Origin of the sequence: Corallococcus sp. CA053C (genome assembly GCF_003611675.1) — a bacterium.
In the GTDB taxonomy this organism is placed as follows: domain Bacteria; phylum Myxococcota; class Myxococcia; order Myxococcales; family Myxococcaceae; genus Corallococcus.
Window position 1 is genome coordinate 1 of sequence record NZ_RAWA01000260.1, and the last position, 13,773, is coordinate 13,773.

Consider the following 13,773-nt stretch of genomic DNA (forward strand, 5'->3'; position numbering starts at 1 on the left):
GGGACGGTGTAGTCGGCGGGGCCCACCCCGTTGGGGACGGGCGGCACGTCCGTCTGGGCGTGCGGGAGGATGGCGATGGTGGAGTCCAGGAAGCGGCGCGTCGCCGCGTCCGCCTCCCCGAACTTCAACCCCATCCCGGAGATGCCCTGGCCCTGCTGCCCGGTGACGAAGTGCACCACGGCGGCGGCGTAGAGCAGCCGGTCGCCGCCTGCCAGCCGGAGGTCCAGGGTGACAGCCGTGCCAGGGGGGCGCACGGCCTTCGCGCGCAAATAGATGCCACCCCGGGTGATGTTGCCCCCGTATTTCGCGAGGAACTCTTCGGGGGTGGCGAAGGGAAGCTTCACCACCAGCCCGACGGCCCCTCCCTGATTCAGATCCGCCAAGGCCCGGTCCAAGTCCCACGACGTGTGTGTGGCTCCGAGTATCACCCGAAGTCCCAGGGAACGGGCGGCAAAAAACCTTCTTCCGTTGCGCGCCTGCCGCGTTACTCGTATGGAACCGCACCCGCGGGCGCTGGTGCCCCGCGGGGGTTCCGGGAGCCCCCATGTTGAACCCCGATATCCGGCTGGCCCTCACCTTCGACGACGTGCTCCTGCTGCCTGGTGAGAGCGCCGTCACGCCGCGTGAAGCCGACCTGACGACCCGCCTGACGCGCAACATCCGGCTCAACGTGCCCCTGCTGTCCGCCGCCATGGACACCGTGACGGAGGCCCGCACCGCCATCGCCATGGCCCAGGAGGGTGGCATCGGTGTCATCCACAAGAACATGACGCCCGAGCAGCAGGCCCTGGAGGTCCTCAAGGTCAAGAAGTTCGAGAGCGGCATGGTGGTGGACCCCGTCACCACCGAGCCCGGAGCGCCGCTCTCCCGCGCCGTGGAGCTGATGAAGATCCACGGCGTGTCCGGCGTGCCCGTCGTGCAGGGCAAGCGCCTGGTGGGCATCGTCACCAGCCGCGACGTGCGCTTCGAGAAGAACTTCTCCCAGAAGGTCGAAGACATGATGACTCGCAAGCTCGTCACGGGCCGCGAGAACATCACCCAGGAGGAGGCCCAGAAGCTCCTCCACGAGCACCGCATCGAGAAGCTCCTCATCGTGAACGAGGCCTATGAGCTGAAGGGCCTCATCACCATCAAGGACATCGAGAAGCGCCGCACGCACCCGAACGCGGCCAAGGACGGCAAGGGCCGCCTGCTCTGCGCCGCCGCCGTCGGTGTGTCCGCGGACCGCGAGGCCCGCATCGACGCGCTGGTGAAGGCGGGCGTGGACGTCATCGTCGTGGACACCGCCCACGGTCACTCATTGGGCGTGATTGAAGGCGTGCGCGACACGCGCAAGAACTTCCACGGGTTCGATCTCATCGCCGGCAACGTCGCCACCGCGGAGGGCACGCGCGCGCTCATCCTGGCGGGCGTGGACGCGGTGAAGGTGGGCATTGGCCCGGGCTCCATCTGCACCACCCGCGTGGTGGCCGGCGTGGGCGTGCCCCAGGTGACGGCGGTGGATGACTGCGCCCGCGAGGCGGACAAGCACGGCATCCCCATCATCTCCGACGGTGGCATCAAGTACTCGGGCGACATCGTCAAGGCGCTCGCGGCAGGGGCCAGCTCCGTGATGATCGGCTCGCTGTTCGCCGGCACCGAGGAGTCCCCCGGCGACGTCATCCTGTACCAGGGCCGCAGCTACAAGAGCTACCGGGGCATGGGCAGCCTGGGCGCGATGAAGCAGGGCGCCAAGGACCGCTACTTCCAGTCCGACGTGGACGCCGTGAAGCTCGTCCCCGAGGGCATCGAAGGCCGCGTCCCGTACAAGGGCACCCTGTCCATGAACGTGCACCAGATGCTGGGCGGCATCCGCAGCGGCATGGGCTACGTGGGGTGCGCCAACATCGAGGAGCTGCGCACGAAGGCGATGTTCACGCGCATCACGTCCGCCGGGCTCAAGGAGAGCCACGTGCACGACGTCATCATCACCGAGGAAGCGCCCAACTACCGGATGGAGTAGGGCGCTTCGACTTCGGAAGGACGGCCCGCGCCCCTGTAAGACTCAGGGGCGCAGGCAGCCGACTACTTGCCGCGACGCTTGCCGGCCGCCGCGTCATCCGCGGCCGCCGGCACCGTGGCCACGCGCTTCTCCGCCGCGCCCACGCGCTGCATCAGCTGCTCGCGGTCGTCCGGATCCAGCGTTTCAATGGCCTTGCGCAGGGTGGCGAAGTCCAGGCGGGCCACCGTCACGGTGTTGCCGCCCTTGATCTCCTGCACGGTGGGCACGTCCACCAGCTCGCGCAGGTAGGTCTCGAACTCCACGCGGATGTCGGCCGTCTGCTGGATGCACGTCTCCTTGGCGGAGACCAGGGCCTGGCTGCCCTCGCGGTAGCTCAGGTCCGGGTTGCGGGCCATCGCGTCCTCGAAGGTGTGGGTGCGGTCCTTCAGGGACGAGTAGAGCTGGACGTACTCCACCAGCCGATCCGACTCCGGCCGGTTGACGTTGCGGGCCTTGTTGAGCGGTTCGGTGGTGTCGTCACAGGTGAGCTTGGACAGCTCGGCGATTCCGGGGGTGTCCTTCACGGCCACGCTGCGCGTGTCCCGCTCCAGACGCTCCTCCGAGGAGATCTCCTTCACGCACCCCGCGGAGGACAGGAGAAGCATGGCTGCTGCACTGGAAGCGGTCAGGCGGCGCATCCGAACCTCGAACAATTGACGGCCTTTCAGCGTTGATTTCCCGAAGTTTGTAGCGATAAGGGCCCCCACCCGTCAACGACGCCCCCTGGGAGAAATGCCGGTGGACCTGCACTCCGAGAAGATCCTCATCCTTGATTTCGGGAGCCAGTACACCCAGCTCATCGCCCGCCGGGTGCGTGAACTGGGCGTCTACTGCGAGATCCAGCGCCCCGATCTGCCCGCGGACGACATCCGCAAATTCGCGCCGAAAGGCATCATCCTCTCTGGCGGACCGGCCTCCGTGGAGGCCCCTGGCTCACCGCGTTGTGACCCGTACGTCTTCGAGGCGGGCGTGCCCGTCCTGGGCATCTGCTACGGTCTGCAGCTCACGGCGAAGCTCCTGGGAGGCCGCATCGACCGGAGCGCGCACCGCGAGTTCGGCAGCGCGTCCGTGGAGGTGCTCACCGCCCGGGGCCCGTTCGCGGAGTTCCACCCCGGGGACCAGGTGCAGGTGTGGATGAGCCACGGCGACCGGGTGGACATGCTCCCGCCTGGTTTCGAGGCCATTGGCCGCAGCGGTAATTCGCCCTTCGCGGCGGCCGCCCATGCGACGAAGCCCTGGTACGGCCTCCAGTTCCACCCGGAGGTGGTGCACACCCCCCAGGGCAAGGCGATGCTGCGCGCCTTCCTCTTCAACGACTGCAAGGTCACCGGCTCGTGGACGATGAAGGGCTTCATCGACGAGGCGGTGGAGACCATCCGCCGGCAGGTGGGCGAGGAGGGCCGCGTCATCTGCGGACTCTCCGGTGGCGTGGACAGCTCCGTGGCGGCGCTGCTCCTGCACCGGGCCATTGGCCCGCGCCTCCAGTGCATCTTCGTGGACAACGGCGTCCTGCGGCAGGGTGAGCGGGCGCAGGTGGAGGCGCTCTTCGTGGACCGCTTCCACGTCCCCCTGAAGACGGTGGATGCAAGAGAGCGCTTCCTGTCGAAGCTCGCTGGCGTCACGGACCCGGAGCAGAAGCGGAAGATCATCGGCCGGGAGTTCATCGCCGTGTTCGAGGAGGCATCCCGCGACGTGCAGGACGCGGGGTTCCTGGCGCAGGGCACGCTGTACCCGGACGTCATCGAGTCCGTGTCATGGAAGGGCCCGTCCGTCACCATCAAGAGCCACCACAACGTGGGCGGCCTGCCGGAGACGATGAAGCTCAAGCTGGTGGAGCCCCTGCGCGAGCTGTTCAAGGACGAGGTGCGCGTCCTGGGCCGCGAGCTGGGCCTGCCGCCGGAGATGGTCGGCCGTCAGCCGTTCCCGGGCCCGGGCCTCGCCATCCGCGTGCTGGGCGAGGTGAACGAGAAGCGCCTGGACCTGGTCCGCCGCGCGGACGCCATCGTGCAGGAGGAGATCCACAAGGCCGGCCTGTACGGCGAGGTGTGGCAGGCCTTCGCCGTCCTGCTGCCGGTGCAGAGCGTGGGCGTGATGGGCGACGAGCGCACCTACGAGTCCACCTGCGTGCTGCGCGCCGTCACCAGCGTGGACGGCATGACGGCGGACTGGGCGCGCATCCCGTTCCCCATCCTGGAGAAGATCTCCTCGCGCATCACCAACGAGGTGCGCGGCATCAACCGCGTCGTCTACGACATCTCTTCCAAGCCGCCCGCCACCATCGAGTGGGAGTGAGGTAGCGGCAGGGCACTTGGAAACGAAAGAGGCTGCCCGGAGCGAACCGGGCAGCCTCTTTGTTTTTCAAGCGCGGGGGACGACTACCCGGCCGGGTTGGCCTTCACGGGCGGCACCTTGGTGCTGCCGGGGCGCAGCTCTTCCAGGACGCGGTTGGCGCCGTAGATCTTCTGGAGCGCCTCGATGATGGCGTCCGAGTGCACGGCCACGGTGCGGTTCACGGACTCGTCGAAGCCGTACTCGCCGCCCAGCGACTGGATGTTGCCGTCGAACACCAGACCCACCACCTCGTGGTTCTTGTTCACGACGGGCGAGCCGGAGTTGCCGCCGATGATGTCGTTGGTGGTGACGAAGTTCATCGGCGTGGAGCCGGTGATGATCTTCTCCGACTTCACCCAGGACTTCGGCAGCTCGAACGGATCCTGCCCGGTGGCGTGCTCGAAGGCGCCGCCCATCTGGGTGAACGGCTGGACCTTCTCGCCGTTCTCCGTGTAGCCCTTCACCGAGCCGAACGACACGCGCGGGGAGAACGTCGCGTCCGGGTACTGGCTGGTGCCGTAGATGTCGAACTTCGCCTTGGCGACGAGCTCGCTGTTCTTCTTGAGGACCGACTCCACGTCATCCTCGAACTTCTTGCGGATGGCGCGGGCGTCCGGGTCCACCAGGAGCGCCAGCTGGACCATCGGGTCCTTGGACGCGTCCACGGCCTTCTTGCCACCGTCGAAGAGCGCCTGGCGCGCCTTCACGTCCGTGAGCTTGCTGCCCTTCACCACGCGGGTGGCGACCTGCTCCGGGGACTCCTTGCCCAGCACCTTCTTCACGAACGGGTGCTTGGCGCCCAGCTCCTCGCGCAGCTTGGTGAGGCTGAACGTCAGGCGCGCGATCTCCAGCTCCGGGTAGATGGGCGCGGGGCTGAAGAGGTTCGCCTTGAGCGCGGGCTGGTTGGCGTCGTTGAACTCGCGCAGCCGCTGGCCGTTGTCCTTGGGCAGCTCGTCGCCGGCGCGCACCAGCGTGCGGGCGATGCTGAACAGGGAGGACGAGATGCCCTGACCCTGCTCGATGTAGTTGAGCTCCTTGCGCAGGTTCATGAGCTGCGCCTCCGCCTTGGCGATCTCATCCCAGGCGGCCGCGTACTTCTTCTTCAGCTCCGGGTTCGCGTCCACCTTCTTGCGCAGCTCCTGCTCCGCGGCGACCTTCGACGCGAAGAACTTCTTGTCGAGCAGCGCCTCGTGGCGGCCCTTGGACGCCTTCAGCCCGTTCTCCACGCCGAACAGCATGTTGCTGGAGATGCGCTTCTGCTCGGGGCCGCGCTTCTGGAACTCGGTGACCATGCCGCGCAGTTCGGAGAGGTACATGAGCGTCTTGGGCAGCGACACGTCGCGGTTGTATTCCAGCTCCGCGATGGTCAGCGCGCGCGACGTCTTGCCCGGGTTGCCGGCCACGAACGTGAGCTCGTTCTCCTTGGCGCCGTGCTCGGACCACTTGAAGTAGTCCGGCGTCTTCGCCGGCTGCTTGTCCTGGTAGACGCGCACGAACGTCACGTCCAGGTCGTAGCGGGGGAACTCGAAGTTGTCCGGGTCCCCGCCGAAGAAGGCGATGGCGTGCTCGGGGGCGAACACCAGGCGCACGTCCTGGAAGCGGCGGTACTTGTACAGGTTGTACTTGCCGCCCTGGTACAGCGTGACCAGGTCACAGCGCACCTTGTCATCGCCGTTGGAGCAGGCCTTCTCCACCTTGGCCATCTCCGCCTTCAGCGTGTCCGAGTACTGCTTGCCGGTCAGCGACTGGGTGGCCTTGTTGAGCGTCTCGGTGACGTCGGTGATCTCGACGAGCTGGTTCACCTCCATCGCCGGGCACTGCTTCTCCTCTCCCTGCGTCTTCGCGTAGAAGCCGTTGGCCAGGTAGTCCTGCTTCGCGGTGGACAGCTGCTCGATGCAGCCGCGCGCGCAGTGGTGGTTCGTCATCACCAGGCCGTCCGGCGACACGAAGCTCGCGGAGCAGCCGCCGGCCAGACGCACCGCGCCCAGGCGGAGCTTGTCCATCCACTGCTGGGACGGCTCGAAGCCGTACTTCTCCTTCAGCTTCGCGTTGGGGAAGTTGTTGTACGTCCACATGCCTTCATCGGCGAGCGCCGGAGTGGCACCCACGAGGGCGGCGATGACCATCAATCGCTTCATGAAATGGGATCCTTTCGGGCCGCTGGACGGGCGCCAGCGGGGACGGGGGCGTTTGTGTGTGAAGGGCCAGCCTCGGTCAAGCTGGGAAAACGCCCACGCAGGTCGCTGAACGAACGAGCGCCTGATCGATTCCTGAGCCCCCCTGCCGGGCATGCGGATTTCCCACCCGGTACGTCCGACGCACCGCGTCCGAAATCAGGGGGCAGGGTGGATCAGGCGACCCGGGCCCGCAGCCATGCGGTGGGCGTGGTGCCGGTGACGGCGCGGAAGTCCGCGATGAGGTGGGCCTGGTCGTAGTAGCCGACGCCGGTGGCGATGGCGCCCCAGTCCGGCCGGGTGCCCCGGGAGTTGGACGCGGAGGCCTGGAGCGCCCGCTGGAAGCGCACGAGCCGGGCGAAGGCCTTGGGTCCCATGCCAAGCACGTCGTCGAAGGCGCGGCGCAGGTTTCGTTCGCTCACGCCCAGCGTGCGGGCCAGGTCGCTCACGCGGGGGATTTCGGCGGCTTCGGTGACGAGCCGGATGCCGCGCCGGACGAGGTACGCGGCCGCGGGTTCGAAGACGTCGTCGCGGTGGAGGCGGTCCACGAGGGCGGCCTCGAGCGTGCGCAGCCGGGCCTGGACCGAGGGGGCGTCCGCGAGCGAATCCCGGAGCCGCTCGCCGTCGGCCCGGCCCCAGAGCGTGTCGATGGAGAGGCTCCGGTGGGCCAGCTCCGACATGGGCAGGCCGAAGAACGGGTACGCGCCGCCGGGCTTGAACTGGAGGCCCAGCGTGTCCGGCGGCACCTCCGTGGCCGACTTGCGCTGGACGTGCTCCCGGGGTCCCAGGGCGTGCACGTCGCAGCCGGTTCCGGGCAGGACGCGGACCACGAGCTCGACGGTGCCGTCGGGCAGGCGGACGAAGGCGTCCTCGGACGGCCCGTGCCGGAGGATCCGCACGCGCTGGATGAAGCGGGACAGGTCGCTCCGGGGTACCAGCGCGTTATCGGACGTCGAAGCCAGGGCCATGGGGCGAGTCTGGGGCGGCCGGGCCGGGGCATCAACCGCGGGGAGGCCCGGGCCGGGCACGGTGGCCGATTCCTCCAATCGGGCCCGGAGGCCGGTCCGTAGGTTTCCGGGCATGCGAATCCATCATCTCAACTGCGGAACCCTGTGTCCCGCCAGCGCCCGGTTCGTCGTGGGCGCGGGCGGGCTGTTCGAGCGGGCGCGGCTCGTCTGCCACTGCCTGTTGCTGGAGACGTCCCAGGGGCTGGTCCTCGTGGACACGGGCCTGGGGACCCGGGACGTGAAGGATCCGAAGGGGCGCCTGGGCCAGCGGTTCGTGGCCCGGAACTCGCCCCGGTTGGACCCGGCGGAGACGGCGCTGGCCCAGGTGGAGCGGCTGGGGTTCCGGCGGGAGGACGTACGGCACATCGTGCCGACGCACCTGGACCTGGACCACGTCGGGGGGCTGGAGGACTTCCCGGAGGCCCAGGTCCACGTGTTCGGGGACGAGCACGCCGCGGCCATGGTGCCACCGGGGCCGAAGGAGAAGTTCGGGTACAAGCCGGTCCAGTGGGCCCACGGGCCGAAGTGGAGCCGGTACGCCGTGGACGGCGAGCGCTGGTTCGGGTTCGAGGCCGTGCGGGTGATTCCGGGCCTGGACGCGGAGGTGCTGCTGGTGCCGCTGGTCGGCCACACGGCGGGCCACTGCGGCGTCGCGGTGAAGGGCCCGGGAGGCTGGATGCTTCACGCCGGGGATGCGTACTTCAACCACCGGGAGGTCGATCCGGTGGCGCCGCGAAGCCCGTGGGGGACAGCGCTGTTCCAGCGGCTCAAGTCCGTGGACAACGCCGCGCGGCTCGCGAACCAGGAACGCCTGCGCGGCCTGGTGCGGACCCACGGGAACGAGGTGACGGTGTTCTCGGCGCACTGCGCGGTGGAGTTCGACCGGCACGCCAAGGACCCGGGAACCCGGAATCCGGCCCGGGGGAGCGGGTGAGAAAGACGGCCCAGGTCCCCCTGGGACGCCCAGAGGCTTAGTTTACATAACGCTTCTTATCAGACTTCATGTCCATGGGGCCCCGGGGGGTGCCTGAGTGATTCCAGGCCGTTCTCCAGCTGGCCTGGGTCCTCCGTGGACGCCCCTGGAACATCCCTGTAGCCAGTTCCGCGGGCGTCCTCCAGTGACCTTGGGCATGCGGGCCCGTGCACTCGGGCTTCCCGAGCCCGCGCCCGGCACATACGTTGCCCCGCCATGCGCCTCTTCCGACGAACCGGACTCGCCGCGCTCTGCGGCCTCACCGCGGCCCTGCTCACGGGCTGTCCCGACAAGACGCCGGACACCGCCGTGGTGGATGGCGGCGTCACGGGCACCCAGGCGGCCCCGGATGCGGCCCCAGCTACCGTGGTCTTCACGCTCCAGTACCAGGCGCCGGACGCCGGGCTCGCGCTCATCCCGCTGGCCCTGGAGGAAAAGCCGCTCATCGAGCCGACGTCCGACCTGGAGCTCCGCAGCACGCTGGGGCTCAAGAACTACCGGGTCCGGCTGATGGACGAAGCCGACCGGGCCATGATCTCCGATGACTCCGTGACCGAGGCCGACGACGGGCTCGTCTACCGCATCCACCTGCCGCAGCCGCTCAAGACGGGCTTTTCGTACACCCTGGTCGTGGACGCCCAGACAGGCACGGCGTTCCAGGACTCGCGCGGCCGTGACGTCGAGGACCTCCGGGCCGCCTTCCAGGTCGCCGGCGACAAGGAGAAGCCCAAGCCGCCGCCGCCCCCCGCCAAGGCCGGCAAGAAGAAGCGCAAGTAGCCGCTACTCCGCGGTCTGCGTCTGGCCCGGGTCCTGATCCGGAAGCGCCTCCGGGACCCTCGGCTCCGCGGTCTCCGGCGTCGGCAGGTTCAGCGACGTGCGGACCTCGCGCAGCTTGGCCTGGATGAGCCGGATGTTCCCCGGGCCCATGCGCAACAGGTGCTTCTGGGCCCGGCTGAGGCCCTCCAGCTCCGGCGCCGCGTAGACGTACAGCGCGCCCTTGGACTCCACCTCCACCGGCCCCTGCGGCACCGGCACCGCCAGCAGGTGCTGGATGGCGCGGCCGAAGGTCGCCTCGAAGCTCTGACCCGGCGGAGCAATCTCCCGGTAGGCCTGGTCGATGAGCGGCTTCAGCTCGCGGTACACGAGCGCCGCGCCGGCCGCGTCCAGCGACCCCAGCACCCGGGCCACCAGGTCGTAGCGCGCGTAGCTCCGCGGTGCGATCGCCGCGCGGCCGTTCGCCCCGGGCGCGTCCACCTGGAAGGCCCCCGGCGGCGCCATGAACAGCAGCGAGGCCCGCGGGCTCTCACCCTCGGCGATGTTGTTCACGGACGACGTGAACCGGCGCGCCAGGTCGCGCTCCTGGAGCCACCGCGCCAGCTCCGGTTCCACGGACAGCTTGCCCACGAGATCCCGCACCCGACCGTCGCTCTCCGGCAACGACACATCCGGCGGCAGCGCGGCCACGCCCGCATCCATCACGGTGGGCGTGACGGCCATCGAAAAGGGCTCCGACTGGCGCTTCAGCCCGAAGTACGACGCCACCAGCGCGACGATCATCACCGCGACCAGGATGCCCATGACCTTGCCCCGCGACGGCGCCTTCGGCGGCTCGGCCTGCGGCGGCGGTGGGATTCCCGGGGGCTGATTGACGAAGTTCGGATCGCTCATGATTCCGGACCCTACAGACAGCCCCGGGGACCATTCCACGAGCGCCTGAACAATCCGCGCGGCCGGTGTTCACCGGGCGGACGTCGGCTCGGGGGCCAGGACCTCGGCGGGCAGGCGCCAGAGCTGGCCGTCCTCGGGTGACAGGATGAAGCCCCCGGGCAACAGGTGCAGCGACGTGACGACCTCCGTGGACAGCGGCAGCTCCCACGCGCACACGGGCCGCAGCGTGGCCGGGTCCAGTTGAAGCAGGTACCACTCCCCCACCGCCAACAGGTCCTCCACCGCCACCAGCACCGCGTGCGCCATCACCAGCCCGGTGTAGCCCGTGGCGAGCGTCCCCAGCTCCGGCAGCATGAACTCCGCCGCCAGCGTCCCTTCGGGGTACTTCCAGCGCCGCACCCAGGTGCCGCCCACGCCGATGAAGCTCGCGCCGTCCGGGAAGAAGCCCGCCGGGTAGAACGGCGCGTCCACGGACGCCACCTCCGCACCCCGCACGAGCCCGGACGCGCGGCGCTCCACGAACGTGAGCCACGTGCCGTCCTGGCCACAGCTCAGCGCCACGCCCATCACGGGTTGGCTCGGGTGCGGCATCCATTCGTGCAGCCCATCCACGTCGTCGTCGCCCAGCGGCGCGTCGAGGCTCGTGTCCATCCCGGCCACGTCGGACAGCGTCTCCGCGTCCACCAGCTGCACGGACGCCCGCCCGTCCACCACGTCGCTGGTCCACAGCCCCAGGCCGGAGCTGTCGAACGCGAGCGCCTGCGTGGGCCGCGTCCAGGTGCGCGCCGTCATTCCCGCGCTGCCCCCGTCCGCGCCCAGGCCCACCATCTCGATGCGCCCTGGCCCCAGCACCGCCACGCTCTTGAGCGACGGGTGCAGCGCGACGAGCTGCGCGGACTTGGGCAGCTCCAGCGAACGCTCCGGCGGCCACGCCTCACCGGCCTGGTACACCGCGAGCCGGCGGGCGCTCAGCGCGAGCCCCAGTGCGTCTCCGCTCGGGCTCGTGACGAAGCCGTCGCCCGCCCACTCGGCGTCCGTCACCGGCAGGGTCGTGACCCGGGTGAGCTCTACGCGGCGGCTGGGAATGCCCCAGGGGGTGCCGGGCCGCGGCCGGCCGACCCAGGGGACCACCTGGCCGCTCAGGAATCCTGCTCCATGGCCCGCACGCGCGCGAGCGTGTCCATGTCGCGCTCGGTGGGACCCAGCTCCAACAACAGTCGGCTCACGTCGTACAGGAGGTCGCCCCGCTCGAAGACCTTCAGCCGCGGGACGTCCAGGTTCAGGTCGTCCGCGCCCTTGTTGTAGGAGAGGTCCATCAGCGACCGCAGCTGGAACGAGTCGTAGAGGTTGTACTCCACCAGGAAGCGCAGGGCCTCCACGTCGCCGCGCCGCAGGTACGCGCGCCACAGCAGCACCGCGTCGTACCCGTTGGTGCCCTTCAGGTGCGGCGGCCGGCCCACGCCCAGCTTCTCTTCAATCTCCTTCAGCCCACCGCCCATCCCCAGCCGCCGCGTGACGAAGCGCAGGTCGATGTGGGCCTCCGGCACCGGGAAGTGCTTCGCGCCGAAGTACTCCTTCAGCACCGGCACGTCGAAGCACGAGCCGTTGAACGTCACCCACAGCCGCCGCTTCGCCATGGCCTCCGGCAGCGCGTCCATGTTCCGGCCCTGGATGAAGACGTGCAGGCCCGCCGCGTCGAACAGGCTCACCACGGTGGGCACCTGCGTCTCGCTGCCGTCCGTCTCGATGTCGAAGTAGACGGCGTCGTCCTGGAACTCCGGGTACAGCCGCCAGTGCTCGCGCGACGGCACCAGCCGGGCCAGCTCCTTCAAGTCCTTGCGGGCCAAGGCCTCGCGGGCCTCGGCGATGCGCTGCCGGGCCACCGCGTCCGCCTTGCGGCTGATGACGATGCCGCCGTCCGGGAAGTCATCCCAGGTCCGGATGCCCTTGGACCACAGGTCCTTCTCCCGCCACGGCCCCACGCCGGGGATGTGCTGGAACGTGTGCTGCAGCATCAATCGAGCACACCCAGCCTTCCCGCCAGCAAGTCATCCAGCAGCGGCACGTCCGCCTCGCAGAACGGCAGCGCCTGCATCTGCGTGGGCGTGTGGAACGCCAGCTGGTGCGCGCCCAGCGGCTTCGGCTCGCCCGACACCAGCGTGGCCGCGTACAGCACCAGCTCCACGGTGAGGTCCGGGTACGTGTGCCGGCCCTCCCACAGGCGGCGGCCCACGGACAGCTCCACGTCCAGCTCCTCGCGGCACTCGCGCGCCAGGGCGGCCTCGTCCGTCTCGCCGGCTTCGACCTTGCCGCCGGGGAACTCCCAGAGCAGCGCCCTGCTGCCGCCCGGGAGCCGCTGCTGGACCAGGAACCGCGGCCCGCCGTCATCGGGCGGAGGCCGGGGAATCAGCGCGGCCACCACCCGCACCGTCCGGGGGGCGGCGCGCGTCACCCGCGTGGCCCCTTCTGCACGTTGTTCAGGTCCAGCGAGTACAGGTACGCGTTGTTGGACAGCACGTACACCCGCGAGCCCACCACGTACGGCGGAGCGGAGATGCCCGCGCCGGGGTTCCACGACAGGCGCGTCTTGCCCGTCGTCGGGTCCACGAACAACAGCGCGCGCTGGTTGGGCACGAGGAGCATGCCCCGAGCCAACACCGGAGCCAGGGCCGTCCTGTCCTTGAGGGGAAGCGACCAGATGAGCCGCCCCGTCTCTCCCAGGTAGGCGTCCAGCCGGCCGTCTCCCGCAGCGAACACCACCTCGCCCCGGGCGAGCAGCGACGTCAGGCCGCCCACGCTGGTGTTCCAAAGCACCGCGCCGGAGTCCGCCTCCAGGGCGAACAGGCCGTTCTTGTACGAGGCCACGTAGAGCCGCCCCGCCGAGTCGAGCGCCGGCGTGGTGTCCACGTCCAGGAACTCCGTCCCGGTGCCCGACAGGGACTTCTCCCAGACGACGCCGCCGTCCTCGACCTTGAGGGCGACGAGGAAGCCGTCGGAGAAGCCCACGTAGGCGGTGCCCTGGTCCACGCGCGGCGCCGAGGCGCCCCGGATGGTGAAGCCCGACGGCGGATCGCGGCGGTACTGCCACACCCACGTGCCGTCGGACGCCTTCACCGCGAACACCGTGTCGGTGTCCGTCGTCACCAGCACCAGCCCATCGGCCAGCACGGGCACCGTGGCCAGGGACTCGTGGGTCGGGTACTTCCACTTCACCGCGCCGGTGGCACCGTCGAGCGCGTACAGCGTCCCGTCACCGCCGGGCGCGTAGACGACACCCTCGCTCACCATGGCGCCCGCGAGCGCCCGGGCGCCGGTGCGGAACGACCAGGAAACCTTGCCGTCCGGCCCCACCGCGTGGATGTAGCCGTCGCGCGTCATCGCGATGACGTTGCGGCTCGCTGGCTCGTACACCGGGGAGGCAGGCTCCCTGGGCGAGTACTCCAGCAGCGGGACCTTCTCCACCAGCCCCCGCCACCAATCCACCTGGAAGTACTCCACCGGAGGCTGACGGGGCGCCGTGGGCAGCTCCGGGTTGCCATACAGCGGCGCCCGCGCACACCCGGCCAGCAGCCCCACCCC

Annotated in this window: 13 protein-coding genes; 4 read left to right on the top strand and 9 right to left on the bottom strand. The window is 69.6% G+C overall.

Going from position 1 to position 13,773, the window contains the following annotated elements:
• On the bottom strand, positions 1 to 383 hold a 383-nt coding region (locus tag D7V97_RS28275; protein ID WP_120613760.1), incomplete at its 3' end, for a TIGR02266 family protein.
• Between the two features lie 161 nt (positions 384 to 544).
• Between D7V97_RS28275 and guaB the strand changes: the two genes are divergently transcribed.
• Positions 545 to 2,002, top strand: coding sequence for an IMP dehydrogenase (gene guaB / locus D7V97_RS28280; protein WP_120613750.1), 1,458 nt, complete (start codon positions 545 to 547; stop codon positions 2,000 to 2,002).
• Between the two features lie 62 nt (positions 2,003 to 2,064).
• Here the strand turns inward: guaB and D7V97_RS28285 are convergent, their stop codons facing one another.
• Positions 2,065 to 2,646 (bottom strand): hypothetical protein, encoded by a 582-nt coding sequence (locus tag D7V97_RS28285; protein ID WP_233583273.1) that lies wholly within the window; start codon positions 2,644 to 2,646, stop codon positions 2,065 to 2,067.
• A 127-nt stretch (positions 2,647 to 2,773) separates the two neighbouring features.
• Here D7V97_RS28285 and guaA point away from each other — a divergent pair, with 127 nt between their 5' ends.
• Positions 2,774 to 4,333: a glutamine-hydrolyzing GMP synthase gene (guaA, locus tag D7V97_RS28290; RefSeq protein ID WP_199728970.1), complete on the top strand. Its 1,560-nt coding sequence runs from the start codon at positions 2,774 to 2,776 to the stop codon at positions 4,331 to 4,333.
• An 83-nt stretch (positions 4,334 to 4,416) separates the two neighbouring features.
• Here the strand turns inward: guaA and D7V97_RS28295 are convergent, their stop codons facing one another.
• Both D7V97_RS28295 and D7V97_RS28300 read right to left on the bottom strand, forming a co-directional pair.
• Entirely contained in the window at positions 4,417 to 6,510 is a 2,094-nt protein-coding gene (locus D7V97_RS28295; protein ID WP_120613752.1) for a S46 family peptidase, read from the bottom strand.
• A gap of 212 nt (positions 6,511 to 6,722) precedes the next feature.
• The gene (locus D7V97_RS28300) at positions 6,723 to 7,514 is read right to left on the bottom strand and encodes an AraC family transcriptional regulator (RefSeq protein WP_233583274.1); all 792 of its coding nucleotides are present in this window, start codon (positions 7,512 to 7,514) and stop codon (positions 6,723 to 6,725) included.
• Between the two features lie 112 nt (positions 7,515 to 7,626).
• Here D7V97_RS28300 and D7V97_RS28305 point away from each other — a divergent pair, with 112 nt between their 5' ends.
• Positions 7,627 to 8,487, top strand: coding sequence for an MBL fold metallo-hydrolase (locus tag D7V97_RS28305; RefSeq protein ID WP_120613753.1), 861 nt, complete (start codon positions 7,627 to 7,629; stop codon positions 8,485 to 8,487).
• 255 nt (positions 8,488 to 8,742) lie between these two features.
• A complete protein-coding gene (locus D7V97_RS28310) occupies positions 8,743 to 9,303 on the top strand; it encodes a hypothetical protein (RefSeq protein ID WP_120613754.1) in 561 nt (186 codons plus the stop codon).
• A 3-nt stretch (positions 9,304 to 9,306) separates the two neighbouring features.
• On the opposite strand, the gene D7V97_RS28315 is transcribed toward D7V97_RS28310, so the two are convergent.
• The 5 genes from D7V97_RS28315 to D7V97_RS28335 all read right to left on the bottom strand — a co-directional run bounded on the left by D7V97_RS28315 (position 9,307) and on the right by D7V97_RS28335 (position 13,770).
• The gene (locus tag D7V97_RS28315) at positions 9,307 to 10,194 is read right to left on the bottom strand and encodes a DUF3014 domain-containing protein (RefSeq protein ID WP_120613755.1); all 888 of its coding nucleotides are present in this window, start codon (positions 10,192 to 10,194) and stop codon (positions 9,307 to 9,309) included.
• A gap of 69 nt (positions 10,195 to 10,263) precedes the next feature.
• The gene (locus tag D7V97_RS28320) at positions 10,264 to 11,325 is read right to left on the bottom strand and encodes a hypothetical protein (RefSeq protein ID WP_120613756.1); all 1,062 of its coding nucleotides are present in this window, start codon (positions 11,323 to 11,325) and stop codon (positions 10,264 to 10,266) included.
• Positions 11,326 to 11,333: 8 nt separating this feature from the next.
• Positions 11,334 to 12,209: a ribonuclease H-like domain-containing protein gene (locus D7V97_RS28325; RefSeq protein ID WP_120613757.1), complete on the bottom strand. Its 876-nt coding sequence runs from the start codon at positions 12,207 to 12,209 to the stop codon at positions 11,334 to 11,336.
• Positions 12,209 to 12,646, bottom strand: coding sequence for a (deoxy)nucleoside triphosphate pyrophosphohydrolase (locus D7V97_RS28330; RefSeq protein WP_120613758.1), 438 nt, complete (start codon positions 12,644 to 12,646; stop codon positions 12,209 to 12,211). Before D7V97_RS28330 ends, D7V97_RS28325 begins: the two co-directional genes overlap by 1 nt.
• The gene (locus D7V97_RS28335; RefSeq protein WP_120613759.1) at positions 12,643 to 13,770 is read right to left on the bottom strand and encodes a PQQ-binding-like beta-propeller repeat protein; all 1,128 of its coding nucleotides are present in this window, start codon (positions 13,768 to 13,770) and stop codon (positions 12,643 to 12,645) included. Before D7V97_RS28335 ends, D7V97_RS28330 begins: the two co-directional genes overlap by 4 nt.
• Positions 13,771 to 13,773: the final 3 nt, after the last annotated feature.

Excerpts from the sequence above, each read along its gene's own strand:
- D7V97_RS28315 (WP_120613755.1), bottom strand. The coding sequence starts at position 10,194 with ATGAGCGATCCGAACTTCGTCAATCAGCCCCCGGGAATCCCACCGCCG.
- D7V97_RS28305 (WP_120613753.1), top strand. The coding sequence starts at position 7,627 with ATGCGAATCCATCATCTCAACTGCGGAACCCTGTGTCCCGCCAGCGCC.
- guaB (WP_120613750.1), top strand. The coding sequence starts at position 545 with ATGTTGAACCCCGATATCCGGCTGGCCCTCACCTTCGACGACGTGCTC.
- D7V97_RS28300 (WP_233583274.1), bottom strand. The coding sequence starts at position 7,514 with ATGGCCCTGGCTTCGACGTCCGATAACGCGCTGGTACCCCGGAGCGAC.
- D7V97_RS28325 (WP_120613757.1), bottom strand. The coding sequence starts at position 12,209 with ATGCTGCAGCACACGTTCCAGCACATCCCCGGCGTGGGGCCGTGGCGG.
- guaA (WP_199728970.1), top strand. The coding sequence starts at position 2,774 with ATGCCGGTGGACCTGCACTCCGAGAAGATCCTCATCCTTGATTTCGGG.
- D7V97_RS28310 (WP_120613754.1), top strand. The coding sequence starts at position 8,743 with ATGCGCCTCTTCCGACGAACCGGACTCGCCGCGCTCTGCGGCCTCACC.
- D7V97_RS28285 (WP_233583273.1), bottom strand. The coding sequence starts at position 2,646 with ATGCTTCTCCTGTCCTCCGCGGGGTGCGTGAAGGAGATCTCCTCGGAG.
- D7V97_RS28295 (WP_120613752.1), bottom strand. The coding sequence starts at position 6,510 with ATGAAGCGATTGATGGTCATCGCCGCCCTCGTGGGTGCCACTCCGGCG.